General features: G+C 63.9%; 22 protein-coding genes. 10 read left to right on the top strand and 12 right to left on the bottom strand.

All coding sequences use genetic code 11. The annotated features are described in order from the left end of the window. Positions 1–33 precede the first annotated feature (33 nt). From pqqB to FPB55_RS01865, 5 genes are all read left to right on the top strand, one after another. Positions 34–945, top strand: coding sequence for a pyrroloquinoline quinone biosynthesis protein PqqB (gene pqqB, locus FPB55_RS01890; protein ID WP_009682811.1), 912 nt, complete (start codon positions 34–36; stop codon positions 943–945). A 160-nt stretch (positions 946–1,105) separates the two neighbouring features. Then, positions 1,106–1,861 (top strand): pyrroloquinoline-quinone synthase PqqC, encoded by a 756-nt coding sequence (gene pqqC, locus FPB55_RS01880; RefSeq protein ID WP_009682812.1) that lies wholly within the window; start codon positions 1,106–1,108, stop codon positions 1,859–1,861. Continuing rightward, positions 1,858–2,133 (top strand): pyrroloquinoline quinone biosynthesis peptide chaperone PqqD, encoded by a 276-nt coding sequence (gene pqqD, locus FPB55_RS01875; protein WP_009682813.1) that lies wholly within the window; start codon positions 1,858–1,860, stop codon positions 2,131–2,133. Before pqqC ends, pqqD begins: the two co-directional genes overlap by 4 nt. Further along, positions 2,105–3,265, top strand: coding sequence for a pyrroloquinoline quinone biosynthesis protein PqqE (gene pqqE, locus FPB55_RS01870; RefSeq protein ID WP_029888064.1), 1,161 nt, complete (start codon positions 2,105–2,107; stop codon positions 3,263–3,265). Before pqqD ends, pqqE begins: the two co-directional genes overlap by 29 nt. Further along, positions 3,231–5,054, top strand: coding sequence for a S9 family peptidase (locus tag FPB55_RS01865; protein ID WP_115293292.1), 1,824 nt, complete (start codon positions 3,231–3,233; stop codon positions 5,052–5,054). The genes pqqE and FPB55_RS01865 overlap by 35 nt, the downstream gene beginning before the upstream one ends. 457 nt (positions 5,055–5,511) lie before the next feature. On the opposite strand, the gene FPB55_RS01860 is transcribed toward FPB55_RS01865, so the two are convergent. Both FPB55_RS01860 and FPB55_RS01855 read right to left on the bottom strand, forming a co-directional pair. Continuing rightward, the gene (locus FPB55_RS01860) at positions 5,512–5,670 is read right to left on the bottom strand and encodes a YqaE/Pmp3 family membrane protein (protein WP_009681539.1); all 159 of its coding nucleotides are present in this window, start codon (positions 5,668–5,670) and stop codon (positions 5,512–5,514) included. 160 nt (positions 5,671–5,830) lie between these two features. After that, positions 5,831–7,111: an aminotransferase class III-fold pyridoxal phosphate-dependent enzyme gene (locus FPB55_RS01855; protein ID WP_144187442.1), complete on the bottom strand. Its 1,281-nt coding sequence runs from the start codon at positions 7,109–7,111 to the stop codon at positions 5,831–5,833. 211 nt (positions 7,112–7,322) lie between these two features. On the opposite strand from FPB55_RS01855, the gene FPB55_RS01850 reads away from it, so the two are divergent. Next, positions 7,323–8,246 (top strand): LysR family transcriptional regulator, encoded by a 924-nt coding sequence (locus FPB55_RS01850; protein WP_144187440.1) that lies wholly within the window; start codon positions 7,323–7,325, stop codon positions 8,244–8,246. Between the two features lie 280 nt (positions 8,247–8,526). On the opposite strand, the gene FPB55_RS01845 is transcribed toward FPB55_RS01850, so the two are convergent. The 9 genes from FPB55_RS01845 to bioB form a co-directional block, all read right to left on the bottom strand. Continuing rightward, positions 8,527–10,305 carry an acyl-CoA dehydrogenase C-terminal domain-containing protein gene (locus FPB55_RS01845; protein ID WP_144187438.1) on the bottom strand — a complete coding sequence of 593 codons (1,779 nt, stop codon included), beginning with the start codon at positions 10,303–10,305 and terminating at the stop codon, positions 8,527–8,529. 124 nt (positions 10,306–10,429) lie between these two features. Next, positions 10,430–11,713, bottom strand: coding sequence for a GGDEF domain-containing protein (locus FPB55_RS01840; RefSeq protein WP_009681535.1), 1,284 nt, complete (start codon positions 11,711–11,713; stop codon positions 10,430–10,432). 169 nt (positions 11,714–11,882) lie between these two features. Then, the gene (locus FPB55_RS01835; RefSeq protein WP_029886352.1) at positions 11,883–13,688 is read right to left on the bottom strand and encodes a phenylacyl-CoA dehydrogenase; all 1,806 of its coding nucleotides are present in this window, start codon (positions 13,686–13,688) and stop codon (positions 11,883–11,885) included. A 288-nt stretch (positions 13,689–13,976) separates the two neighbouring features. Further along, positions 13,977–14,273 (bottom strand): hypothetical protein, encoded by a 297-nt coding sequence (locus tag FPB55_RS01830; RefSeq protein ID WP_009681533.1) that lies wholly within the window; start codon positions 14,271–14,273, stop codon positions 13,977–13,979. Between the two features lie 120 nt (positions 14,274–14,393). Then, entirely contained in the window at positions 14,394–15,074 is a 681-nt protein-coding gene (gene bioD, locus FPB55_RS01825; protein WP_115293290.1) for a dethiobiotin synthase, read from the bottom strand. A 10-nt stretch (positions 15,075–15,084) separates the two neighbouring features. Then, positions 15,085–15,903, bottom strand: a complete 819-nt coding sequence (gene bioC, locus FPB55_RS01820; RefSeq protein ID WP_009681531.1) for a malonyl-ACP O-methyltransferase BioC — start codon at positions 15,901–15,903, stop codon at positions 15,085–15,087. After that, positions 15,896–16,627: an alpha/beta fold hydrolase gene (locus FPB55_RS01815; protein WP_009681530.1), complete on the bottom strand. Its 732-nt coding sequence runs from the start codon at positions 16,625–16,627 to the stop codon at positions 15,896–15,898. The genes bioC and FPB55_RS01815 overlap by 8 nt, the downstream gene beginning before the upstream one ends. Then, entirely contained in the window at positions 16,620–17,792 is a 1,173-nt protein-coding gene (bioF, locus tag FPB55_RS01810) for an 8-amino-7-oxononanoate synthase (protein ID WP_144187436.1), read from the bottom strand. The genes FPB55_RS01815 and bioF overlap by 8 nt, the downstream gene beginning before the upstream one ends. 1 nt (position 17,793) lies before the next feature. Further along, positions 17,794–18,852 (bottom strand): biotin synthase BioB, encoded by a 1,059-nt coding sequence (gene bioB / locus FPB55_RS01805; RefSeq protein ID WP_009681528.1) that lies wholly within the window; start codon positions 18,850–18,852, stop codon positions 17,794–17,796. Between the two features lie 89 nt (positions 18,853–18,941). On the opposite strand from bioB, the gene FPB55_RS01800 reads away from it, so the two are divergent. The 4 genes from FPB55_RS01800 (at position 18,942) to rarD (ending at position 22,501) form a co-directional block, all read left to right on the top strand. Next, entirely contained in the window at positions 18,942–19,673 is a 732-nt protein-coding gene (locus FPB55_RS01800; RefSeq protein WP_144187434.1) for a ComF family protein, read from the top strand. Positions 19,674–19,727: 54 nt separating this feature from the next. After that, positions 19,728–20,474 (top strand): TOBE domain-containing protein, encoded by a 747-nt coding sequence (locus FPB55_RS01795; protein WP_144187432.1) that lies wholly within the window; start codon positions 19,728–19,730, stop codon positions 20,472–20,474. Positions 20,475–20,574: 100 nt separating this feature from the next. Then, on the top strand, positions 20,575–21,549 hold the full coding sequence (locus tag FPB55_RS01790) for a serine/threonine protein kinase (protein ID WP_009681525.1): 975 nt from the start codon (positions 20,575–20,577) through the stop codon (positions 21,547–21,549). A gap of 64 nt (positions 21,550–21,613) precedes the next feature. Continuing rightward, the gene (gene rarD, locus FPB55_RS01785) at positions 21,614–22,501 is read left to right on the top strand and encodes an EamA family transporter RarD (protein WP_144187430.1); all 888 of its coding nucleotides are present in this window, start codon (positions 21,614–21,616) and stop codon (positions 22,499–22,501) included. A gap of 294 nt (positions 22,502–22,795) precedes the next feature. Here rarD and FPB55_RS01780 read toward each other — a convergent pair whose 3' ends face one another. Continuing rightward, positions 22,796–23,314 (bottom strand): ACT domain-containing protein, encoded by a 519-nt coding sequence (locus FPB55_RS01780; protein WP_009681523.1) that lies wholly within the window; start codon positions 23,312–23,314, stop codon positions 22,796–22,798. Positions 23,315–23,667 lie beyond the last annotated feature (353 nt).

Below are 23,667 nucleotides of genomic sequence, written 5' to 3'. Positions count from 1 at the left end.
AGATACGGATTTCGCACAGCATAGAGAGTGGCCATGTATATCCAGGTTCTCGGCTCCGCCGCCGGTGGCGGGTTCCCGCAGTGGAACTGCAATTGCGTCAACTGCAAGGGTTACCGTGACGGCACCCTGCGCGCAACGGCGCGCACCCAGTCGTCCATCGCCCTGTCCGACGACGGCGTGCACTGGGTACTGTGCAATGCCTCGCCCGACATCCGCGCGCAGCTGCAAGCCTTTGCGCCCATGCAGCCAGCCCGGGCCCTGCGCGATACCGGCATCAACGCCATCGTGCTGCTGGACAGCCAGATCGACCACACCACCGGGCTGCTCAGCCTGCGCGAAGGCTGCCCGCACCAGGTGTGGTGCACCGACATGGTCCACCAGGACCTGACCACTGGCTTCCCGCTGTTCAACATGCTCAGCCACTGGAACGGTGGGCTGCAGTGGAACCGCATCGAGCTCGAAGGCAGCTTTGTGATCGACGCCTGCCCCAACCTGCGCTTCACGCCCTTCCCGCTGCGCAGCGCCGCACCGCCCTACTCGCCGCACCGCTTCGACCCCCACCCAGGCGACAACCTTGGCTTGCTGGTCGAAGATACCCGTACCGGCGGCAAGCTGTTCTACGCTCCTGGCCTGGGCCAGGTCGATGACAAGCTGCTGGCGATGATGCACGGCGCCGACTGCCTGCTGGTCGACGGCACCTTGTGGGAAGACGATGAAATGCAGCGCCGTGGCGTTGGTACCCGCACCGGGCGCGAGATGGGCCACCTGGCGCAGAACGGCCCCGGCGGCATGCTGGAAGTGCTCGATGGCTTCCCGCGCCAGCGCAAAGTGCTTATCCACATCAACAACACCAACCCGATACTTGATGAAGCATCGCCCGAACGCGCCGAAGTACTGCGCCGGGGCGTGGAAGTGGCCTTCGACGGCATGAGTATCGAGTTGTAAATACAGACGGCCAGACGACACTGAAACCCTGTGGGAGCGGGCATGCCCGCGAAGCAGCCAATACAGTTCATGGCACCGGCTTGGCCGGTGTTCGCGGGCATGCCCGCTCCCACAGGGGTGAGTTGCCAGGCCAGTCAAGCGTTTTACAGGAGCCAGCCGAATGAGCGATGCACTGCCGATGTCCCCTGCCGAGTTCGAGCAGGCCCTGCGCGCCAAGGGCGCCTTTTACCATATCCATCACCCCTATCATGTGGCGATGTACCAGGGCCGGGCCAGCCGCGAGCAGATCCAGGGCTGGGTCGCGAACCGCTTCTACTATCAGGTCAACATCCCCATGAAGGATGCCGCGATCCTGGCCAACTGCCCCGACCGCGAAGTACGCCGCGAGTGGATACAGCGCCTGCTCGACCACGACGGTGCCCCAGGCGAAGACGGCGGTATCGAGGCCTGGCTGCGCCTGGGCCAGGCGGTGGGGCTGGACCCCGACCAGTTGCGCTCGCAAGAGCTGGTACTGCCCGGCGTGCGCTTTGCCGTAGACGCCTACGTCAACTTCGCCCGCCGCGCCAGCTGGCAGGAAGCGGCCAGCAGCTCGCTGACCGAACTGTTCGCCCCGCAAATCCACCAGTCGCGCCTGGACAGCTGGCCGCAACACTACCCGTGGATCGACCCGGCCGGCTACGAGTACTTCCGTACCCGCCTGGGCCAGGCCCGGCGTGACGTGGAGCACGGCCTGGCCATTACCCTGCAGCATTACACCACCCGCGCAGGCCAGGAGCGTATGCTGGAAATACTGCAGTTCAAGCTGGATATCCTCTGGAGCATGCTCGACGCCATGAGCATGGCCTACGAGCTGAACCGCCCGCCCTATCACTCCGTCACCCAGGACCGGGTATGGCACAAGGGGATCACCCTATGAGTTTCGACCGTAACCAAGTGCCGAACTGGCGCCCCGGCTACCGCTTCCAGTACGAACCGGCGCAGAAAGGCCATGTGCTGCTCTACCCTGAAGGCATGATCAAGCTCAATGACAGCGCCAGCCTGATCGGTGGGCTGATCGATGGCCAGCGCGACGTAGCAGCGATCATCAACGAACTCGAACAGCAATTTCCCGGCGTGCCCCAGGTAGCCGAGGACATCGAGCAGTTCATGGAGGTAGCCCGTGCCGAACACTGGATCGTCCTCGCCTGAGTTGCCGCCCACGCCCGCTGTGGGCTTGCCGCTGTGGCTGCTGGCCGAGCTGACCTACCGTTGCCCGCTGCAGTGCCCGTACTGCTCCAACCCGCTGGACTTTGCCGCCCAGGGCCAGGAGCTGAACACCGAACAGTGGTTCAAGGTCATGGCCGAGGCACGCCAGATGGGCGCCGCGCAAATCGGCTTTTCCGGTGGTGAGCCGCTGGTGCGCCAGGACCTGGCCGAGCTGATTGGCGAGGCCCGTCGGCTGGGTTACTACACCAACCTGATCACCTCCGGCATTGGCCTGAACGAGGCGCGCATCGCCGAATTCAAGGAGGCCGGCCTGGACCATATCCAGATCAGCTTCCAGGCCAGCGACGAGCAGGTCAACAACCTGCTGGCCGGCTCGAAGAAGGCCTTTGCGCAAAAGCTGGAAATGGCCCGCGCAGTGAAGGCCCACGGCTACCCGATGGTGCTCAACTTCGTCACCCACCGGCACAACATCGACAAGATCGACCGCATCATCGAGCTGTGCATCGCGCTGGAAGCCGACTTCGTCGAGCTTGCCACCTGCCAGTTCTATGGCTGGGCGCACCTCAACCGCCTTGGCCTGCTGCCAACGCGCGCGCAATTGGAGCGTGCCGAGCGCATCACCAACGAGTACCGCGCAAAACTCAAGGCCGAAGGCAACCCGTGCAAGCTGATCTTCGTCACCCCGGACTACTACGAAGAGCGCCCCAAGGCCTGCATGAATGGCTGGGGCAACCTGTTCCTCACCATCACACCTGACGGTACCGCACTGCCCTGCCATGGCGCCCGCCAGCTGCCGGTGCAGTTCCCTAATGTGCGTGAGCACGACCTGCACCACATCTGGTACGAGTCGTTCGGCTTCAACCGCTTCCGTGGCTACGAGTGGATGCGCGAACCGTGCCGCTCATGCGACGAAAAGGAAAAGGACTTCGGCGGCTGCCGCTGCCAGGCCTTCATGCTGACCGGCGACGCCCGCAACGCCGACCCGGTGTGCGCCAAGTCGGCCGACCACGGCATCATTCTCAAGGCCCGCGAGGAGGCCGAAAGCGCCCAGCTCGCCATTGAACAGATGACCTTCCGCAATGAACGTAACTCCCGTGTCATCGCCCGCGGCTGAATTCAGCGCGGCCCAGGCCGTGGCCGCCGGCACCGACTTTGCCGAACTCAAGGTCAGTGCCGACGGGCTGTTCTGGCTGGAATTTCGCCCAGCCGATGGGGCTTGCCGCATCTGGCACTGGTTGTACTGCCAGGCTCGCTGCCTGACCCCGGATGGCTTCAGCGTGCGCAGCCGGGTCTACGAGTATGGCGGTGGCAGTTTCTGCCTGGGCGGCGACGGGTTGGTGTTCGTCAACGAGCAGGACCAGCAGGTCTATACCCAACCGCTGGACGACCTGGAACCGCGGGCCCTGACGCAGAATGCCAACTGCCGCTATGGCGATGTGCAATGGCACGACGGCCAGGTACTGGCGGTTGAAGAACGCCACGCCGACCAGGTCGAACATCGCCTGGTCGCGCTGCGCGACGGCGGCTGCGAAGTGCTTGCCGAAGGCGCCGACTTCTATGCTGCACCAACGGTAAGTGGCGACGGCCAGCGCCTGGCGTGGATCGAATGGGACCGCCCGGCACAGCCATGGACCGTGACCCGGTTGATGTGCCGCATGCGCGATGCCAGTGGCCACTGGTTGCCCGCCCAGTGCGTGGCGGCAGCCGAGGAATCGCTGCAGCAGCCGCGCTTCGATGGCGAAGGCCGGCTGTACTGCCTGTCCGACCGCAATGGGTTCTGGCAACCTTGGGGCGAAGTCGATGGCCAGTGGCAGGCGATGCCTGCCGAGCAGGCAGACCACGCGGCGGCCCCCTGGCAGCTGGGCACCTGCACCTGGTTGCCATTGGGCCCACACAGCTACCTGGCCAGCTGGTTCGAAAACGGCTTCGGCCAACTGGGGGTGCGCGGGGCCGATGGCCGCACCGAGCGCTTCGCCAGTGCCTACACCCGCTTTCGCAACCTGGCCATAGACAGCGACCACCTCTATGCCATCGCCGCCTCGCCCATCAGCCCGCCGGCGGTGATTGCCATCGACCGCAGCAACCACGAGGTTCGCGTGCTGGCCGGTGGGGCCGAAGTGCTGCCAGCCGACGACGTCAGCCTGCCACAGGCGTTCCACTACGCCAGTGACGGTGACCAGGCGCATGGTTTCTTCTACCCAGCGGCCCGTTCGCAGGGGGCCGCACCGCTGGTGGTGTTCATCCACGGCGGCCCGACATCGGCCTGCTACCCGGTGCTCGACCCGCGCATCCAGTACTGGACCCAACGCGGCTTTGCCGTGGCCGACCTGAACTACCGGGGCAGCACCGGCTATGGCCGGGCGTACCGCCAGGCACTGCACCTGCGCTGGGGTGAGAGCGATGTGGCCGACGCCTGTGCAGCGGTCCGGCACCTGGCAGCACAGGGCCTGGTCGACCCACGCAAGGCGTTCATCCGCGGCGGCAGCGCGGGGGGCTATACCACGCTCTGCGCCTTGGCGTTCCATGACGTGTTCCGTGCCGGTGCCAGCCTGTACGGGGTCAGCGACCCGATAGCGCTAGGGCGTGCCACGCACAAGTTCGAGGGTGATTACCTGGACTGGCTGATTGGCGACCCCGCCCTGGATGCCGAGCGCTACCGCCAACGCACGCCGCTGCTGCATGCAGGGCAGATCAGGGTGCCGGTAATCTTCTTCCAGGGCGAGCTGGATGCGGTGGTGGTGCCAGAGCAAACCCGGTCGATGCTGGCGGCGTTGCAGGCCAACGGGATCGAGGCGCAAGGGCACTTCTACGCGGGCGAACGGCATGGGTTCCGCAAGGCGCAGAACCTGGCGCATGCGCTGGAAGAAGAGTGGAAGTTCTATTGCCGGGTGTTGGAAGGCTGACCCTTGGGGGCTGCTTTGCAGCCCAATCGCCGGCAAGCCAGCTCCCACAGGGATCGCCTTAGGGCTGACAGGTGTTTGCCACAAGGTATGGCAGCGCCTGTTAGATCGAGCGCCGCCCGCGCGGCGCAATCGCGAGCTGCGCTCGCTCCTACGTTTGTTTCGGGCCAGTAACGCCTGTTACAGGCGCGCGCGGCCGCCTTGTTTGTACGGCGCGATATTGAGGCATGCACCAAGGCGTTCGCGCGCGAATCCCACAGGAATAATTGGCCCGAAACAAACGTAGGAGCGAGCGCAGCTCGCGATTGCGCCGCGCGGGCGGCGCTCGATCTCACAGGCGCTGAAGATGCTCCGGCTACCCATGCCAGGAACCATAGAATCTCCCACAGGTACAGCGAAGGCGTTAAATGCTGCACCAACCTGTGGGAACCCGGCTTGCCGGTAATGAAGCCTGGGCAGGCTAACGCTTGGCGATGATGTACACCGCATGCACGATCCCTGGAATGTACCCCAGCAGGGTCAGCAGAATGTTCAGCCAGAACGCCCCGCCAAACCCAACCTGCAGAAACACCCCGAGCGGCGGCAAGATAATGGCGATGATGATGCGGATAAAGTCCATGCGAGTCTCTCCTGAAGGGGTTACAACACAGACTAGCCGCTGGTCCTGGAGGTTCCACAGGCAAAAAAAACGCCCCGGGCCGAATGGAACAGGCCAGGGGCGATGCGCAGGAACGCCAGACGGTTCGTAGAATTGGTTAACGTGCCACTTACCCCGACACTTAGGCCGACACTTCGCGGCGCGCATGCTGCTGCGCATGCAGGCGGGCAAAGGCGCGTGCCAGGCGCAGCAGCATTTCGTCGATATTGCCCTTGCTCACGGTCAGCGCCGGAGAGAAACGCACCACATCCGCTTGTGGGGCATTGAGCAGCAAGCCTTCGTGCAGGGCGGCAGCCACCAGTTCGCGCGCCTGGTTTTCCTTCAGCTGCAGCGCCCACAGTAGCCCTTGCCCGCGTACTTCGCCCTGCACATAACGCCCAGCCAGGCGGCTCAGGCCGTCGCGCAGGTGGCGGCCGTGGTCCTGCACTTGGCCGAAGAAGCCGGGCTCCAGTACGGTATCCAGCACGGCCAGGCCCGCAGCGCACATCAGCGCATTGCCGTGGTGGCTGCCCTCCAGCTCGCCCGGTTCGGCGCAGCACGCCGTACCGCGGGCCAGCAACGCGGCCAGTGGCACACCACCGCCCAGGCCTTTACCCAGGGTGATGATGTCGGCACGCACGCCATAGGTCTCCTCGGCCAACAATGCGCCACAGCGCCCGATGCCGGTCTGTACCTCATCGAGGATCAGCAGGATGCCCAGCTCACGACAGAGGGTTTCCACGCCCTTGAGGTACTCGCGGCTCGCCGGAATTACCCCGGCCTCGCCCTGCACCGGCTCCAGCATGATGGCCACAGTGCGCGAATCCACTTCGGCGTGCAGCGCCGCCAGGTCATTGAACGGCACCTTGCTGAACCCGGGCAGGCCCGGTTCACAGCGGTTGCAGGGCAATGGGTCGGACGCCGACAGCGCGCCCAGGCTGCGGCCATGGCAGGCCTGGCTGGCGGTGATGATGTGATAGGCGCCATTGCGGTGCAGTTGGCCCCACTTGCGCGCCAGCTTGATCGCCCCTTCACAGGCTTCGGCACCGCTGTTGAGCAGGTAGGCCTGGTCGCTACCGGTGCTCTGGCACAGGCGGTTGGCCAGCGCCAGCAGGCCACGGCTATGAAACCCCGCGCCTGGGTTGACCAGCGCCTGGGCCTGGCTGCCCAACGCCTTGACCAGCACGCTGGGGCTATGGCCCAGGCTATTCACTGCGCCGCCCTGGGTGAAGTCCAGGTAGGCATGCCCGGCATCGTCCCACAACCAGGAGCCCTGCCCGCGCACGAACACCTGCGCAGGCCGTTCGGTCCCGGGCATCAGGCAGTCACGCGACAACTCGGCAGCAGGTGGCACACGCACCGGCACAGGCTTGGGCTCGGCCGCGGCGGTCGGGGCCGAGCGGCGCAGGTTGAACAGGTTCATCGGGGCTCCAGCCAATGCACGGTAAGGGGCGAGCACAGGGCGGTCTTGGCGCCGCCGCTCATTATTTTGTCTTGCCTATCAAAAGTGTTTCTCATCCACGGTAACAATCGACTGATTCAGCGCTGTAACCCGTTGGAATACGGCGATAGACTAGGCGCCACGAGGGGTTACGGCCATTTCGATTTTCCAGCACTTTTGATAAGTATCACTTATGGATTTTCGCCAACTGCGTTATTTCGTCGCGGTGTACGAAGAGGGCCACGTCGGCCGCGCCGCCGAGCGCCTGTCGCTGTCACAGCCAGCGCTTTCACAACAGATCCGCCAACTGGAACACAGCCTGGACCTGAGCCTGTTCGAGCGCAGCAACAAGCGCCTGCTGCCGACCCTGGCGGCCCATACCCTGTACAACCATGCTCTGCCGCTGCTCGATGGCCTGCAGCGTGCCCACGAGGCCATGCGCAATTTCAAGGGCCAGTCTTTGCGCACCTTGGCCATCGGTGTGCTGCAAACGGTACGCCCCAGCCTGGTGCCGCAATTGCTCGAACGGCTGCGCAAGGCCCAACCCCACCTGGTGGTGCAGATCTACGAGTTATCGGGGCTGGAGATCGAGCGGCGCCTGCTCAGCGGTAACCTGGACATCGGCATCAGCTACCTGCCGCCACGCCAGCCCGGCCTGCATGGCCTGTTGCTGTACGAGGACGAGCTGCAATTGGTGATACCCGCCACCCACCCACTGAAGGATTTCAAGAAGGTGTCCATCCGCCAGGCGGCCGAGTTGCCCATGCTGATGCTGGGCGAGGAGTTTCAGATCCGCCAGATCTGGCAGGCCCAGTTAGCCAGCCAGGGGCGGCGGCCGCAGGTGCAGGCCGAGATGAACAACATGGCGGGTATTCTCGACAGCCTGGCGCACACCGCGCTGGCAACCATTCTGCCAGGCCGGGCCAAAGACGCCGCCGAGGACTACCCAGGGCTGTTGTGGAAGCCGCTGAGCGAGCCGCGAGTACCGTTGAAGGTAGGGCTGGTGTTCCGCGATGCCCAGCGCCAGCAGGCATCGGTCGAACTGCTGCGTACGCTGCTGGAAGAAGAGACAGACGCGCGACAGCTGGGCGCATCACCGCTGGATGTGCTGGCCTGATAAAACACGCGCGCAAAGAAAACCCCGCCGAAGCGGGGTTTTCCAGACTGTTTCCCTGTGACATCCGTATCGCCCCGCCATCCTGGCAGGTGGTCCTTCGTCGCCATCCTTGATCTGTCCTTTGCGCTTCCTGCGCAACGTCCATGTGGTAAAGATTAGCCGTGGATCCAATCTGAGAACAGTGGTGAAAAGTCACCACGTTGTGTAGGAAAAGGCTTACACAAGAGAGGCATTCGCAGATACGCGAAGCACAGGGGCCGCTGTGCGGCCCCTGAATCAGCTAGAACTGTTCGGCATCCAGCAGGTAAAGCGACTCACTGCCCGCCTTCACCGAGGCCACCAGCGAATCCACCCGTGGCAGCAAGCGCGCGAAGTAGAACCGCGCCGTGCCCAGCTTGCCCGAATAGAACGCCTCGTCGCCCTCCCCCGCCTTCGCCGCCCGCGCCATCAATGCCCACATGTAGCCATAGGCGACATAACCAAAGGCATGCAGGTACTCGACCGATGCTGCGCCAATTTCATTCGGGTTGCCCTTGGCCTCCTGCAGTACCCATTCAGTCAGCCCATCCAGCTGGCCGAGCGCAGCACCCAGGGGGCGGGTGAACTCATCCAGCTCGCTACCCGCACTGGCCATGAACTGGCGAATTTCGTCAGAGAACAGCGTGTAGTAGGCGCCGCCGCTGGCCACCACCTTGCGGCCCATCAGGTCGAGGGCCTGAATGCCGTTGGTGCCCTCGTAGATCTGGGTGATGCGCACATCACGCACCAGTTGCTCCTGGCCCCATTCACGGATGTAGCCATGCCCGCCGAAGACTTGTTGGCCGTGCACCGCGCACTCCAGGCCCAGGTCGGTCAGGAAGGCCTTGGCCACCGGCGTAAGCAATGCCACCAGTTCTTCGCTGCGTTTGCGCACGCCAGGGTCTTCGCTGTACTTGGCACTGTCCAGTTGCATGGCCACATAGGTGGAAAACGCGCGGCCGCCCTCGATGAGTGCCTTCATGGTCAACAGCATGCGCCGCACATCCGGGTGGACGATGATCGGGTCGGCGGCTTTGTCCTTGGCTTGCGGGCCGGTGGGGGCACGGCTTTGCAAACGGTCGCGCGCGTACTCCACGGCATTCTGGTAGGAACGCTCGGCCGTCGCCAGCCCCTGGATACCGACCCCCAGGCGCTCGTAGTTCATCATGGTGAACATGGCTGCCAGGCCTTTGTTCGGCTCACCGACGATATAGCCCACAGCCTCGTCGAAGTTCATGACGCAGGTAGCCGACGCCTGAATGCCCATCTTGTGCTCGATGGAGCCACAGGTGGCCGGGTTGCGCGCACCGAGGCTGCCATCCTCGTTCACCATGAACTTGGGCACCAGGAACAGCGAGATGCCCTTCGGCCCAGCCGGCGCATCCGGCAACTTGGCCAGCACCAGGTGGATGATGTTCTCGGTCAGGTCGTGCTCGCCGCCGGTGATGAAGATCTTGGTGCCGCTGACCTTGTAGCTGCCGTCCGCCTGTGGCTCGGCCTTGGTGCGGATGATGCCGAGGTCGGTACCCGCATGCGGTTCGGTCAGGCACATGGAGCCAGCCCATACACCGGCGTACATGTTGGGCAGGTACTTTTCCTTCAGCGCCTCGCTGGCGTGGGCGTTGATCGACAGGCAGGCGCCGGCGGTCAGCATCGGGTACAGGCCAAAGGCCAGGCTCGAGGCATTGACCATTTCCTCGACCTGCGCCGAAATGGCCTTGGGCATGCCCATGCCGCCAAACAGCGGGTCGCCACCCACGCCCACCCAGCCACCTTCGGCGTAGGTGTTGTAGGCCTCGATGAAGCCGGCCGGTGTGCGCACCGCGCCATTGTCCCAGTGGCAGCCCTCTTCATCGGCCGTGCGGCTGAGCGGTGCGATGGTCTTGGCGGTCACCTTGCCAGCCTCCTCCAGTACGGCCATGGCCGTATCGGCATCGACGACTTCGGCCAGCCCGGGCAATTGCGCCCACTGCTCAGCCACGTTGAACACTTCATTCAGTACGAAGCGCATGTCGCGCACGGGCGCTTTATAGTCAGCCATGACAACCTCTCGCAAGTGGGGGCTGGGCGGTCTCGGGGTACCGCGACACTGGGGTTGATGCCAGTGTAACCGAACAACATTTACGAGACATAGGGTCATCAATAGACCGCTTAGTCTATTTTGGTCACGCAGTACGTACAGCCCCACGCCGCGATTGCTGGCCATGCACCACCACACAATTGCGCCCTGCGCCTTTGGCGTCGTAGAGCGCCTGGTCGGCCGACTTGAGCACGGCTTCGGGGTTACGGTGATCGGCCTGGCGCTCGGCAACGCCAATGCTGATGGTCACCGAAACCGTGCCGCCGCTGCTGCCGGCGCGGCGTTGGCGCCCGGCGGTATCGTCTTGCGGGCGGTTGTACTTGTCGCGCAGGTGCATCACATAGTTGGCGATCACCTCGCGCACCGCTTCCACATGGGGCACGCATTCCTCGGCGGTCTTGCCCGCGAACACCAAGGCGAACTCCTCTCCCCCATAGCGGTAGGCACGCCCACCACCGGTGACCTTGGCCAAACGGCTGGCCACCAGGCGCAACACCTGATCGCCGACATCGTGACCGTGCGTGTCGTTGAATTTCTTGAAGTGGTCAACGTCGGTCATGGCGATGACATAGTTGCGACCCAGCCGCTGCATGCGCTCGTTCAACGCACGCCGGCCGGGCAAACCGGTCAGCTCGTCGCGGAAGGCCATCTGGTAGGCCTCGTGCGCAACTGCTGCGGCGATCATCAACATCACTTGGCTGCACATGATGTTCAGCGTGAACGGCAGGATGAACGTTTGCGGCAGCATCCAGAAAATGCCCAGCAGACCGATGATCTGGGCCGCGTGCAACGGCCTCGGCGCGCGCAGGTACTGCACCACCAGCAGGATGAACACCCCCGCGACCAGCGGGTAGGCCAACTGGATCAGGCTCATCCACTGGCCATGCAAGGTCGGCCAGCGAATCTCCGCCAACCAGGTCAACAGCGCCTCGGGGTAGCTTTGCTCCAGGGCCACTGCCACGCTGCCCACGGCAAACAGCACGGCGCCACGGGCCACCAGGTCTTGCAGCAGGTGGGTGCGCTCCTGCCAGGCACCATACAGGCCGAACAATGCCGGCAACAGCAGGCATACCAGGTGGAAGACCACCGCTGCATCCTCGCGCACACGGCCGTGGTCGCGGTAGAAGTCGGTCTGGGTGTCGAGCAGAAAGTAGGCGATGTATACCGTAAGCATCAGAAACAGCTCACGTTGGCGACGATACACCGCGCAGTAAGCGCCACCCAGCAGCAGCACCAAGGTGGGCAGAACATTGAACAGCGATGTGAAAAACACACTGAGGTCTCTCACATAAGCTGCGGCGAGCCCTGCCAACAGCAGCAGCAGCGAGGGCAGGAAATGGCTGGCACGTACAGCGTTAAAACGAAACAAGGGTAATCTCCGACCCGGCAGATCAATAGTGGCATTGTGCCCTTATTTCATCGGCAGCGTACCCGAACAGTTGAATTTCAAATCGGCCAGGGTTGTCGAGTGGCCTGGGCCTGAACAAAAAAACCCGCCTGCCGGTGAGGGCAGGCGGGTTCTGGCAACAGCGGTTGAATCAGTACGCCAGGCCGAAGCTCTCTTCGTCCATGTCCATCAGGTTGTTGGCGCCCGACAGCATGGCCGCCACATGCGTGCGGGTACGCGGCAGGATGCGCTGGAAGTAGAAGCGCGCGGTCTGCAGCTTGGCGGTGTAGAACGCCGCTTCGCTGGTGCCGGCGGCCAGCTTTTCAGCGGCCAGGCGGGCGATGTCGGCCCAGAAGTAGGCCAGGCAGGCGTAGCCGGAATACATCACGTAATCGACGGAGGCCGCACCCACTTCTTCGCGGTCTTTCATGGCAGCCATGCCCACTTTCATGGTCAGCTCGCCCCATTCCTTGTTGATGGCTGCCAGCGGCTCGACGAACTCCTTGACCGCCTCGACACCTTCCTGCGCCTGGCAGAACTTGTGCACGATCTTGGTGAAGCCCTTCAGCGCTTCGCCCTGGGTCATCAGCACCTTGCGGCCGAGCAGGTCGAGGGCCTGGATGCCCGTGGTGCCCTCGTACAGCATCGAGATACGGCTATCACGCACGTTCTGCTCCATGCCCCACTCGGCGATGAAGCCGTGACCGCCATAGATCTGCACGCCATGGTTGGCCGCTTCGAAACCGACTTCGGTCATGAACGCCTTGGCGATCGGGGTGAGGAAGGCCAGCAGGGCATCGGCCTTCTTGCGCTCTTCTTCATCCTGGCTGTACTTGACGATGTCCACCTGCTTGGCGGTGAAGTAGACCATCGCGCGGTTGCCCTCGGCGAACGCTTTCATTGTCAGCAGCATGCGGCGCACGTCCGGGTGGACGATGATCGGGTCGGCGGCCTTGTCCGGTGCCTTGGGGCCGGTCAGGGAGCGCATCTGCAAACGCTCGCGGGCGTACTTCAGGCCACCCTGGAACGCGACTTCGGCGTGGGCCAGGCCCTGCAGCGCGGTACCCAGGCGCGCGGTGTTCATGAAGGTGAACATGCAGTTCAGGCCTTTGTTGGCCGGGCCGATCAGGTAGCCGGTGGCGCCATCGAAGTTCATCACGCAGGTGGCGTTGCCGTGGATGCCCATCTTGTGTTCGATCGAGCCGCAGCTCACGCCATTGCGCTCACCCACACCGCCTTCGGCATTGGGCAGGAACTTCGGCACGATGAACAGCGAAATGCCCTTGGTACCGGCCGGAGCATCCGGCAGGCGCGCGAGAACGATATGCACGATGTTCTCGGCCATGTCGTGCTCACCGGCGGAAATGAAGATCTTGGTGCCCGACACCTTGTAGCTGCCGTCAGCCTGCGGTTCGGCCTTGGTGCGCAGCATGCCCAGGTCGGTACCGCAGTGTGGCTCGGTCAGGCACATGGTGCCGGTCCATTCGCCCGACACCAGCTTGGTCAGGTAGGTGTGCTGCTGCTCGGCGGTGCCGTGCGCAGAAATGGTGTTCATGGCGCCGTGGGACAGGCCCGGGTACATGCCCCACGACCAGTTCGCACCACCGACCATCTCGCTCAGGGCCAGGCCCAGCGACTCTGGCAGGCCCTGGCCGCCGTGTTCCACATCATGTGCCAGGCTGGGCCAGCCGCCTTCGACGAATTGTTCGTAAGCCGCCTTGAAGCCGGTTGGGGTTTTCACGCCCGACTCGCTCCAGGTGCAGCCTTCCTGGTCACCCACACGGTTCAGCGGCGCCAGCACCTGCTCACAGAACTTCGCACCTTCTTCAAGAATCGCGTCGACCATGTCGGGCGTTGCGTCCTGGCAACCCGGCAGGCTCTGATAGTGCGCCTCGTAACCGAGCAGCTCGTCGCGAACGAAGCGGATATCACGCAAGGGGGCTTTGTAGTCAGGCATTGCGATGAACCTCTAGGTGAGTTCTGTGGGGTGACCCGCGTGCGCCGCGGCGTCTGTCAAACAGTTGTTTGAAACTTACGTTTAGCTCCGGCTTCTGTCAAGGAGGGACGATAGTGCCATTTACGCCGCGAAAAATGGCGTTTATGCCAAGCTCAATAAAAACAATACCCTGTGGGAGCGGGCATGCCCGCGAAAGGGCCCGGCCAGGCAATGGGTTGCCTGAGCTGACGCTTTCGCGGGCACGCCCGCTCCTACAGGGGCTATGTGTTATTCGAAATCGGCACTCTGTCAGGCGTAGGTATCGATGATCCGGCCGAGCATTTCGTCGGATGCCTTGACGACCTTTGCGCCAAGCTCGACTTCGGTCTTGCCGACCGCCTGTTGCACCAGGCTGGTGGCCAGGTCCATCTGCTGGCTGCGGTCGACCGCACGCAGGCGTTCGGCCTGGAAGTCGCTGGACTGGCTGGTGGCGGTACGTTCGGCGGTGGTGTTGGCGATCTGGCTGGCAGCCTGATCGACGCGGTTCTGGCCGGCTTGTATAGCGCTCAGGCCCGCGTAATAGGCGGAGCTACCGGTGATTTCCATGTCAGGACTCCATTGACGCTGGATAGGAACACAACCCATTAAAACAGGCCGTCGGTAAAAAGGCCCGTTTAAATCGCTAATGGCCCGGTGCCAGTTGATAGGCCCTGAGTATTCCAGCACCTAATCCAGCAAATCCAGCTGCAAATGCTCAGCCACCTTGTCTGCACTGGCCTGCTTCAGCTTGGGCACCCGCCCCAGGCAAGGCGCTGGCAAGCGCTCGGCCAGGCTGGCCAGGTTCTCTTCAAGCCGTGAAGTGCGCGGCTCGATGATGTTCGCCACCCAGCCTGCCAACTGCAGCCCGTCGCGCTCGATCGCCTCGGCGCTGAGCAAGGCATGGCTGATACACCCCAGCCGCACCCCCACCACCAGAATCACCGGCAACTGCAGGGCCACCGCCAGATCTGAAAGGTTCTCCAGCCCCGAAAGCGGCACACGCCAGCCCCCAGCCCCCTCTACCAACGTGAAATCGGCATTTTGTTGCAACACATTGCGCATGGCCGCCAGCAATTCTGCCACCTCCAAAGTCACCCCCGCCTCGCGGGCGGCCACATGCGGCGCAATTGCAGGCTCGAACGCAAACGGGTTGACCTGCCCATAGGGCAACTTGATGGTGCTTTCATCAATCAGCGCCTGGGCGTCGCTGTTGCGTAAGCCGTTGGGGGTCATCGTGCACCCAGAGGCCACCGGCTTGGCGCCCAGGGTGCTCAAGCCTTGCAACCGCGCCGCATGCAGCAAACCGGCCGCGACGGTGGTCTTGCCGACATCGGTATCGGTTCCGGCGATGAAATAGGCCCTGCTCATCTTGCTCCCCTTACGCCTGTGGCTTGCGCAACACACCATAGACCACCTGATAGGTGGCTGGCAGCCCGGCAGGCTGGCGAAATGCCTCGTACGCCTGCAGCAGGCCCTGCATGCGTGCCCGGCCAGTCAACCCGGACGGTCGCCCAGGGTTGAGATTGTGCGCCCCCAACGCCTTCAGTTCGTGGGTCAGGCTGCGTACGTCCGGGTAATGCAGCACATGCGCACAGCGATGCAGCTCAAGCTGCTCAAAACCGCTGGCGGCACACAGGCGCTGGTAGTCCTCGAAACGGCGGAAGCGGTTTACATGCACCAGGCCGTCCACCGCCTGCCAGCTGGCACGCAGTTCGTCGAGGGTACCTACGCACAGGCTGCTGAAGGCCAGCACGCCGCCCGGGCGCAGTACCCGCAGCGCTTCGGCCAGCACACTGGCGAACTGGTCGCACCATTGCACGGCCAGGCTGGTGAACACCAGGTCGACGCTGGCATCGCGCAATGGCAAACGCTCGGCGTCGCCGGCCACGTGGTAGTGCGCACCGCGTTGTTCATTGCGGGCATGGCGCAGCATGCCTTCGGCGATATCCACCGCCACACCGCTGGACTGGGCGAACCGCTCAGCCAGGATACGGCTGAAATGGCCGGTACCGCTGCCCAGGTCCAGCCAGCGCAATGGCTGCCAGCCGGCCGGCATTTGCCCCAACAGGCTCAAGCCCACGGCGCGCTGCAACGCGGCTACGCTGTCGTAGCTGGCTGCAGCGCGGGAGAACGAAGCCGCTACCTGGCGTTTGTCGGGCAAAGCGCCGGGCAGGGTCGGACAGGAAAGGTCAGTCATCGCCACTCTCATGCAGGAAACTCTTGATGCCAGCCGCCAGCTCTTGCGGGTACTCCAGCAAGAAGGCGTGGGAACTGTCTTCTACCAGGCCCACCTCCACATCGGGCAGCAGCTCGCTCAAGGCCTTGGCTGCCTCGCCCGGCACCAGCGCATCGCTGCCGGCGAACAGGTGCAGTTGCGGGCCGCCGTAAGCCTGCAGGGCTTCGCGGGTATCCAGCTTGGCCAGCACTTCAAGGCCGGTGGCGAGGTACAGAGGGTCGGTGTCCGGTACGCCGACACCCAGCTGGCGCAGCAGGGTACGCGGCTGCTGGGCGCCATCGCTGCACAAGCTGCGAAAGCGCTTCAGGGTGACTTGGGTATGGCTGCGGCAGCCGTCGAGGAAAGTGCCAAAGGTGTCTTCGGCCATGCCATGCGGCCAGTCGCCACGGGCAACGAAACTGGGGTTGCTGGCCAAGGTGAGCAAGCCGCAGCAGTGGTCGCCACGCTTGTGTGCCAGGGCGCTGGCGAGCATGCCGCCCAACGACCAGCCACCTAGCCAGACATCGCCCGGCAATTTACGGTCGAGGTGCTCAAGCCAGCCCTCAACATCGCTGTGGGGCAATTCCGGCAGGGGCATCAGCTCTACCTGCAGACGGGGGTCCTGGGCGCGCAGGCTGGCGGCCAGCGGTTCCAGTGCGGCAGTGCCCAGGCCCCAGCCGGGCAGCAGTACAAGACGATTACGCATCGGCGTTCTCCAATTGTGGATAACACTCGGCCAATGCATTCAACAATAGCTGCACCTGCGCCTGGCTGTGGGCGGCGCTCAATGTTACGCGCAGACGGGCACTGCCCGCCGGTACGGTCGGTGGGCGGATGGCGGTGACCAGCAAGCCGCGCTCGCGCAACATGCGCGACAGGCGCAAGGCCTGCGCGCTGTCGCCAATCACGATCGGCTGGATCGGTGTGGGGCTGTCCATCAGTTCCAGGCCGATCTGCTGCGCGCCTTCACGGAACTGGCGAATCAACGCGGCCAGGTGCTCGCGGCGCCAGCTTTCGCGGCGCAGCAGCTCCAGGCTCTTCAGCGTGGCGCAGGCCAGTGCCGGTGGCTGGCTGGTGGTGTAGATGTAGGGGCGGGCGAATTGCACCAGCGCCTCGATCAGTTCCTCGCTCCCGGCAACAAAGGCACCGGAAGTACCGCAGGCCTTGCCCAGCGTACCGATCAGCACCGGTACATCGTCCACGCCCAGGCCGAAGTGCTCGACGATACCACCGCCCTGAGCGCCAAGGGTGCCCAGGCCATGGGCATCGTCGACCATCAGCCAGGCACCCCGGGCGCGGGCGACCTCGGCCAGGGCCGGCAGGTCGGCCAGGTCGCCGTCCATGCTGAACACACCGTCAGTGACCACCAGAGTATTGCCAACGGCCTTGTCCAGGCGGCTGGCCAGGCTGACCAGGTCGTTGTGCAGGTAGCGGTTGAACCGCGCACCGCTGAGCAGCCCGCCATCGAGCAGCGAGGCATGGTTCAGGCGGTCCTGCAGCACCGTGTCGCCCTGCCCCACCAGCGCGGTGATGGCGCCCAGGTTGGCCATGTAGCCGGTGGAAAACAGCAGCGCACGTGGGCGCCCCGTCAGTTCAGCCAGCGCCTCTTCGACCTGGTGGTGCGGGGTGCTATGGCCGATCACCAGGTGCGACGCACCGCCACCGACACCCCAGCGCTCGGCACCGGCCTGCCAGGCGCCAACCACCTCGGGGTGGTTGGCCAGGCCCAGGTAATCGTTGCTGCAGAAGGCCAGCAAGCGCTGGCCGTCGACCACCACCTCCGGGCCCTGCGGGCTTTCCAGCAGTGGCCGTTGCCGGTACAGGTCCGCAACGCGCCGTTCGGCCAGGCGCGCCGCCAGGTCGAAAGCCATCTCAGGCGGTCGCGGCGTTGTAGAACATCTCGCTGCTGCGCTGCTCGACCAGCGCCTGCTCGATGGCGGCCTGGTGCACTTCGTCGGCGTGCTCCTCGCGTGCTTCAGGCTTGATGCCCAGACGCGCGAACAGCTGCATGTCCTTGTCAGCCTGCGGGTTGGCAGTGGTCAGCAGTTTTTCACCGTAGAAAATCGAGTTGGCACCGGCCATGAAGGCCAGGGCCTGCATCTGCTCGTTCATCTGCTCACGGCCGGCAGACAGGCGCACATGCGATTTGGGCATCAACAGGCGGGCTACGGCCAGCATGCGAATGAAGTCGAACGGGTCGACATCTTCCTCCTCGGCCAGCGGCGTACCGGCCACCTTGACCAGCATGTTGATCGGCACCGACTCGGGGTGTTCGGGCAGGTTGGCCAGCTGGATCAGCAGCCCGGCGCGGTCGTCCAGCGACTCGCCCATGCCCAGGATGCCGCCCGAGCAGATCTTCATGCCCGCATCGCGCACGTAGGCCAGGGTCTGCAGGCGCTCGCTGTAGGTGCGCGTAGTGATGATGCTGCCGTAGAACTCCGGCGAGGTGTCGAGGTTGTGGTTGTAGTAGTCGAGGCCGGCCTGGGCCAGGGCCTGGGTCTGCTCCTGGTCGAGCTTGCCCAGGGTCATGCAGGTTTCCAGGCCCAAGGCCTTCACCCCTTTGACCATCTCCAGCACATAAGGCATGTCTTTGGCCGACGGGTGCTTCCACGCCGCGCCCATGCAGAAGCGGGTCGAGCCAATGGCTTTGGCGCGTGCTGCTTCTTCCAGCACCTTCTGCACTTCCATCAACTTCTGTTTTTCCAGCCCAGTGTTGTAGTGGCCGGACTGTGGACAATATTTGCAATCTTCCGGGCAGGCTCCGGTCTTGATCGACAGCAACGTCGAAACCTGCACGCGGTTGGGGTCGAAATGCGCGCGGTGCACCGTCTGCGCCTGGAACAGCAAGTCATTGAAAGGCTGCTGGAACAGGGCCTTGACCTCGGCCAGGGACCAGTCGTGACGTGTTGTTGCAGTTGTGCTGGCGCTCATCGGCGTTTCCTTGTTTAGGCTTAAGCTGGCGCGGGGACAGGAAAGCCCGTCAGCGCATCACGGATAACTCGCATAGTCACGGATGGCCTATGAACTGTCAACTCAACTGGAAACGACTGGTTTACAAGTGCTCACTTATTAACCAGATTTGTTTATTGTGCGACGCGCCTGCCGGGCAACACTACCCGCTGTGCGTCGGTTGTGAGCAAGAGCTGCCCTGGCTGGGCGACCATTGCCGCTACTGCGCCCTGCCACTGCCCATGGCCGGCCTCGCCTGCGCCCAGTGCAGCCGCCGCTTGCCGGCGTTCGAAAAGGTCTTTGCCCTGTGGCATTTCGGCTTTCCGGTCGACACGTTGATCAGCCGCTTCAAGCACAACCGGCAGTGGCCGTTGGGGCGTTTGATGGCCGAGTTGCTTGGGCAAGGGCTACGCTACCGCTATGCCGAGGGGTTGCCACGCCCTGAACTGCTGTTGCCTGTGCCCATGGCCAGGCGTCGACTGCGCGAGCGTGGGTTCAACCAGGCCGGGCTGCTGGCCCGCTGGCTGGCGGCGCACGTGGGCATACCGTGCGATGAGCGGGTACTGCTGCGCACTCGGGAAACCCCCGCGCAGCAGCGGTTGAGTGCCAAAGGCAGGCGGCGCAATCTGCGCCAGGCCTTTGCGGTCGCCGGTGATCTGCCTGGCAAGCACGTCGCCATCGTCGATGACGTGTTGACCACTGGCGCTACCGCCCAGGCCATTGCCGAGGTGTTGCGCAAAGCCGGGGCACAGCGGGTGGATGTGTATTGCCTGGCGCGTACGCCGAAGCCGGGGTATGTATAACCCTGCCGCTACGCCACACTATTCGCCCCAGGCCCCTACAGCGACCGGATGCCCATGTCCTTGCCCACTCTACTCACCCAGCACATCGCCCGGCGCCCGCAGCGCATCGCACTGCTGCAGCACATTGCCGAGCAAGGCTCGATCACCCGTGCGGCCAAGGCGGCGGGCATCAGCTACAAGGCAGCCTGGGACGCCATCGATGAGCTCAACAACCTGGCCAGTCAGCCGTTGGTCGAGCGCAGCACTGGCGGGCGTGGGGGTGGAGGCGCCCGGCTGTCGGTGGAGGGTCAGCGCGTATTGCGCCTGTACCAAAGGCTGCAGGCCCTACAGGCGCAAATTCTCGAGGCCGCGGAAGACTCCAGCGACCTCGACTTGCTTGGGCGCCTGATGCTACGCACCAGCGCGCGTAACCAGCTGCAGGGCCAGGTCAGCGGCCTGCGCCGTGAGGGCCGCTATGACCGGGTCAGCCTGGCGCTGGGTGGCGGGCTGGAGATCGACGCGCTGATCACCCACGACAGCACCGCGCGATTGGAGCTGACCTTGGGCAGCAGGGTGGTGGCACTACTCAAGGCAGGCTGGGTGCAGTTGCTGGCCGAGGGGGACAAGCCTGAAGCGGGGAGCAATTGCCTGCGGGCCACGGTAGAAGACGTGCTGGTGGAGGCCGACGGGCCCAATGAAGTCCGGTTGGCGCTGGGCAACGGGCAAACGCTGTGCGCCATGGCAGAGGCGGATTGGTTGGCCGGCCAGCAGGTACGGGTTCAGTTCCACCCTGCCTATGTGTTGCTCGGGGTGCCTGCCTAGGCCGGCCGTGGCGCAGGCGGTTCGCGGGTAAACCCTACGGGTACGCTACAGGGATAACCCTGTACCATGGAGCCCATGCCGTATACTCCCCGGAGCTCCCATGTCCCATCCGTTCGATACCCTCACCCCTGACCTGGTCCTGGACGCCGTGGAAAGCCTCGGCTTTCTCAGCGATGCCCGGGTGCTGGCACTGAACAGCTACGAGAACCGCGTCTACCAGGTGGGCATCGAGGGGGCGCAGCCGCTGATCGCCAAGTTCTACCGGCCTGGCCGCTGGAGCGATGCGGCCATCCTCGAAGAACACAGCTTTACCGCTGAACTGGCCGATTGCGAAGTGCCGGTCGTAGCGCCCATGCAGCACGCCGGCCGCACCTTGTTCGAGCACCAGGGCTTTCGCTTCACGTTGTTCCCGCGCCGTGGCGGCCATGCCCCGGAGCCTGGCAACCTCGACCAGCTCTACCGCCTGGGGCAACTGCTTGGCCGCCTGCATGCCGTCGGCGCCTGCAAACCGTTCGCTCACCGTGAAGCGCTGACTGTGGACAGTTTCGGCCATGCCTCGCTGAACACTGTGCTCGATGGGGGTTTTGTACCCCGCGAGCTGCTGCCGGCGTACGCGTCAGTCGCCCGCGACCTGCTCAAGCGGGTCGAGGACATCTACGCCCGCACCCCGCACCAGCTCATCCGCCTGCATGGCGACCTGCACCCCGGCAACCTGATGCACCGCGAAGACGTGTACCACGTGGTCGACCTCGACGACTGCCGCATGGGCCCCGCCGTACAAGACCTGTGGATGATGCTGGCCGGCGACCGCCAGGAGCGCCTGGGGCAGTTGGCCGAACTGATCGACGGCTACAACGAGTTCCACGATTTCGACCCGCGCGAGCTGGCCCTGATCGAACCGCTGCGGGCGCTGCGCCAGTTGCATTACAGCGCGTGGCTGGCGCGGCGCTGGGATGACCCGGCATTCCCGCCCAGCTTCCCCTGGTTCGGCCAGCCGCGCTATTGGGGCGATCAGATCCTCGCCCTGCGTGAACAAATGGCGGCGTTGGATGAAGCCCCGCTGAAATTGTTCTAAAAGGGTGCTCGCCTCTGTCTACAATAGGGGTCGCTTTATTTAGCTACCTAAGCAAGGATTCTGCATGCACGCCGCAAACCCGCGTCGCGGGTATCTCCTGGGCCTGAGCGCCTACATCATCTGGGGCCTGTTCCCGATTTACTTCAAGGCAATCCAGAGCGTCCCGGCGGTGGAGATCATCGTCCACCGGGTGCTTTGGTCGGCAATGTTCGGCTCGCTGCTGCTACTGCTGTGGAAACACCCCGGCTGGTGGCGCGAGCTGCGCGACAATCCGCGCCGGCTGGGGGTCCTGGCCCTGAGCGGGGCGCTGATCGCCTTCAACTGGCTGACCTATGTGTGGTCGGTCAACAACGGGCGCATGCTCGAGGCCAGCCTGGGTTACTACATCAACCCGCTGATCAACGTGCTGCTGGGCATGCTGCTGCTGGGCGAGCGGCTGCGCCGCCTGCAATGGCTGGCAGTGGGCATGGCTGCAGTTGGCGTGGCCCAGCAGGTGTGGCAGGTGGGCAGCCTGCCCTGGGTGTCGCTGGCGCTGGCGCTGAGCTTTGGCTTCTACGGGCTGATCCGCAAACAGGCCCCGGTTGCGGCGCTGCCGGGGTTGGTTGTGGAAACCTGGATGCTGGTACCGCTGGCCCTGGGCTGGTTGCTGCTGCACCCAACGGCCATGAGTGCACAAGGCGCGTTCTACACCAGCAGCGAAGCGCTCTGGCTGATGGCGGCGGGGCCGGTGACTCTGGTACCGCTGGTGTGCTTCAACGCCGCAGCACGGCACCTGCCCTACACCACCCTCGGCTTCCTGCAATACCTGGCGCCAACCCTGGTACTGCTGCAGGCGGTGCTGCTGTTCGATGAGCATTTGTCCTCCAGCACCCTGGTAGCCTTCATGTTCATCTGGGCTGGCCTGGCCATTTACAGCGTGGACGCCTGGCTAAGTTTGCGCAAGCGCGCCTGATCAAAAAACGATCAAAACTCTGCAGGCCATGCAGTACCTGGCCTGCAGAGACATCTCCAAAGGTTATCCACACCCTCGTCCCCGTGCTTTGTGCACAAGCTGCTGAATTTTGGGTGTTTTTTGAGCAAACCTCCGCAGCGGGCGCATTGCCTGGGCTGGAGAGGTGAACCCCCAGGTTATCCACAGGGCCTTCCCCGTGATACCGGGATAACCGCAAGGGATGTCTTTACCAAATCCCCTGTAGGAGCGGCCTTGCGTCGCGATGGTCCGCAAAGCGGCCCCCGGCCAATCCACTCAATCCTCCGCCCGCAACCGCAACTCCACCATCAAGTCATCCGCCAGACTCTCCAGCCGCTGCTGCAGCTCGTCCAGCGGCAAGGCCAGAGGCAAGGCCAACAAGGCATCGGCATGGAACAACGGCTCGCTGCTCATCGGTGCCGGCCGCACTTCTGTCGTGAACCGTTCCACGTTCACCTGCAACTCCGCCAGCAAACGAGTAATGTCCCGCACGATCCCCGGCCGGTCATTGCCGACCAGTTCCATGGCAATCGGCTTCCAGGTACAAGAGGGTTCCACTCCGCTCTCTGCAACCAGCACACGAATGTCGTACTGGGCCAGCCCCTGCAACGCCGCCACCAGCCCATCGTGATGTTCAGCCGGCACCGCCACCCGCAGGATCCCGGCAAACTGCCCGGCCATGCGCGACATGCGGCTTTCCAGCCAGTTGCCGCTGTGGTCGGCGATGCACTGCGCAACACGTTCCACCTGGCCGGCCTTGTCAGGGGCGATAACAGTCAGTACAAGATGATCCACAAGCCGTTCCTCGTGTCGAACCGCGCTAGGCGCAGAAAATCGGGGGGTCGGCTCAGTATAGGCAAGGCGCGGCAACCTGCCGCAGGGCAATCCGCACAGCCAATCGTGTACTGTTTCAAGATTTATCTGGAACAATCCACCCTTTTTTTGCGAACATACCTGCTCCCAGCGTGACCATACGCGACCAATGGGTCGCACAACGGCGCTTTTAGTCTGATTTTGCCCCGTCTACTGCTTCATGTAGTATCCCGTGGCGCGGACTACAAAACGTCGTTTGGATGTCTGCCAAGGCGCCTGTGAAAATACGCACACTGTCTGCCAGCCAGTCTGGCGGGCTGCACCCAGCCGCGCTC

Origin of the sequence: Pseudomonas sp. BJP69, from assembly GCF_007633355.1 — a bacterium.
GTDB classification, from domain to species: domain Bacteria; phylum Pseudomonadota; class Gammaproteobacteria; order Pseudomonadales; family Pseudomonadaceae; genus Aquipseudomonas; species Aquipseudomonas juntendi.
The sequence above is the reverse complement of the archived record's forward strand: the minus strand, read 5'-3'. Positions and strand labels throughout refer to the sequence as shown.

Excerpts from the sequence above, each read along its gene's own strand:
- pqqB (WP_009682811.1), top strand. The coding sequence starts at position 34 with ATGTATATCCAGGTTCTCGGCTCCGCCGCCGGTGGCGGGTTCCCGCAG.
- pqqC (WP_009682812.1), top strand. The coding sequence starts at position 1,106 with ATGAGCGATGCACTGCCGATGTCCCCTGCCGAGTTCGAGCAGGCCCTG.
- pqqD (WP_009682813.1), top strand. The coding sequence starts at position 1,858 with ATGAGTTTCGACCGTAACCAAGTGCCGAACTGGCGCCCCGGCTACCGC.
- FPB55_RS01865 (WP_115293292.1), top strand. The coding sequence starts at position 3,231 with ATGAACGTAACTCCCGTGTCATCGCCCGCGGCTGAATTCAGCGCGGCC.
- FPB55_RS01860 (WP_009681539.1), bottom strand. The coding sequence starts at position 5,670 with ATGGACTTTATCCGCATCATCATCGCCATTATCTTGCCGCCGCTCGGG.
- FPB55_RS01855 (WP_144187442.1), bottom strand. The coding sequence starts at position 7,111 with ATGAACCTGTTCAACCTGCGCCGCTCGGCCCCGACCGCCGCGGCCGAG.
- FPB55_RS01850 (WP_144187440.1), top strand. The coding sequence starts at position 7,323 with ATGGATTTTCGCCAACTGCGTTATTTCGTCGCGGTGTACGAAGAGGGC.
- FPB55_RS01845 (WP_144187438.1), bottom strand. The coding sequence starts at position 10,305 with ATGGCTGACTATAAAGCGCCCGTGCGCGACATGCGCTTCGTACTGAAT.
- FPB55_RS01835 (WP_029886352.1), bottom strand. The coding sequence starts at position 13,688 with ATGCCTGACTACAAAGCCCCCTTGCGTGATATCCGCTTCGTTCGCGAC.
- FPB55_RS01830 (WP_009681533.1), bottom strand. The coding sequence starts at position 14,273 with ATGGAAATCACCGGTAGCTCCGCCTATTACGCGGGCCTGAGCGCTATA.
- bioD (WP_115293290.1), bottom strand. The coding sequence starts at position 15,074 with ATGAGCAGGGCCTATTTCATCGCCGGAACCGATACCGATGTCGGCAAG.
- bioC (WP_009681531.1), bottom strand. The coding sequence starts at position 15,903 with ATGACTGACCTTTCCTGTCCGACCCTGCCCGGCGCTTTGCCCGACAAA.
- FPB55_RS01815 (WP_009681530.1), bottom strand. The coding sequence starts at position 16,627 with ATGCGTAATCGTCTTGTACTGCTGCCCGGCTGGGGCCTGGGCACTGCC.
- bioF (WP_144187436.1), bottom strand. The coding sequence starts at position 17,792 with ATGGCTTTCGACCTGGCGGCGCGCCTGGCCGAACGGCGCGTTGCGGAC.
- bioB (WP_009681528.1), bottom strand. The coding sequence starts at position 18,852 with ATGAGCGCCAGCACAACTGCAACAACACGTCACGACTGGTCCCTGGCC.
- FPB55_RS01800 (WP_144187434.1), top strand. The coding sequence starts at position 18,942 with ATGAACTGTCAACTCAACTGGAAACGACTGGTTTACAAGTGCTCACTT.
- FPB55_RS01795 (WP_144187432.1), top strand. The coding sequence starts at position 19,728 with ATGTCCTTGCCCACTCTACTCACCCAGCACATCGCCCGGCGCCCGCAG.
- FPB55_RS01790 (WP_009681525.1), top strand. The coding sequence starts at position 20,575 with ATGTCCCATCCGTTCGATACCCTCACCCCTGACCTGGTCCTGGACGCC.
- rarD (WP_144187430.1), top strand. The coding sequence starts at position 21,614 with ATGCACGCCGCAAACCCGCGTCGCGGGTATCTCCTGGGCCTGAGCGCC.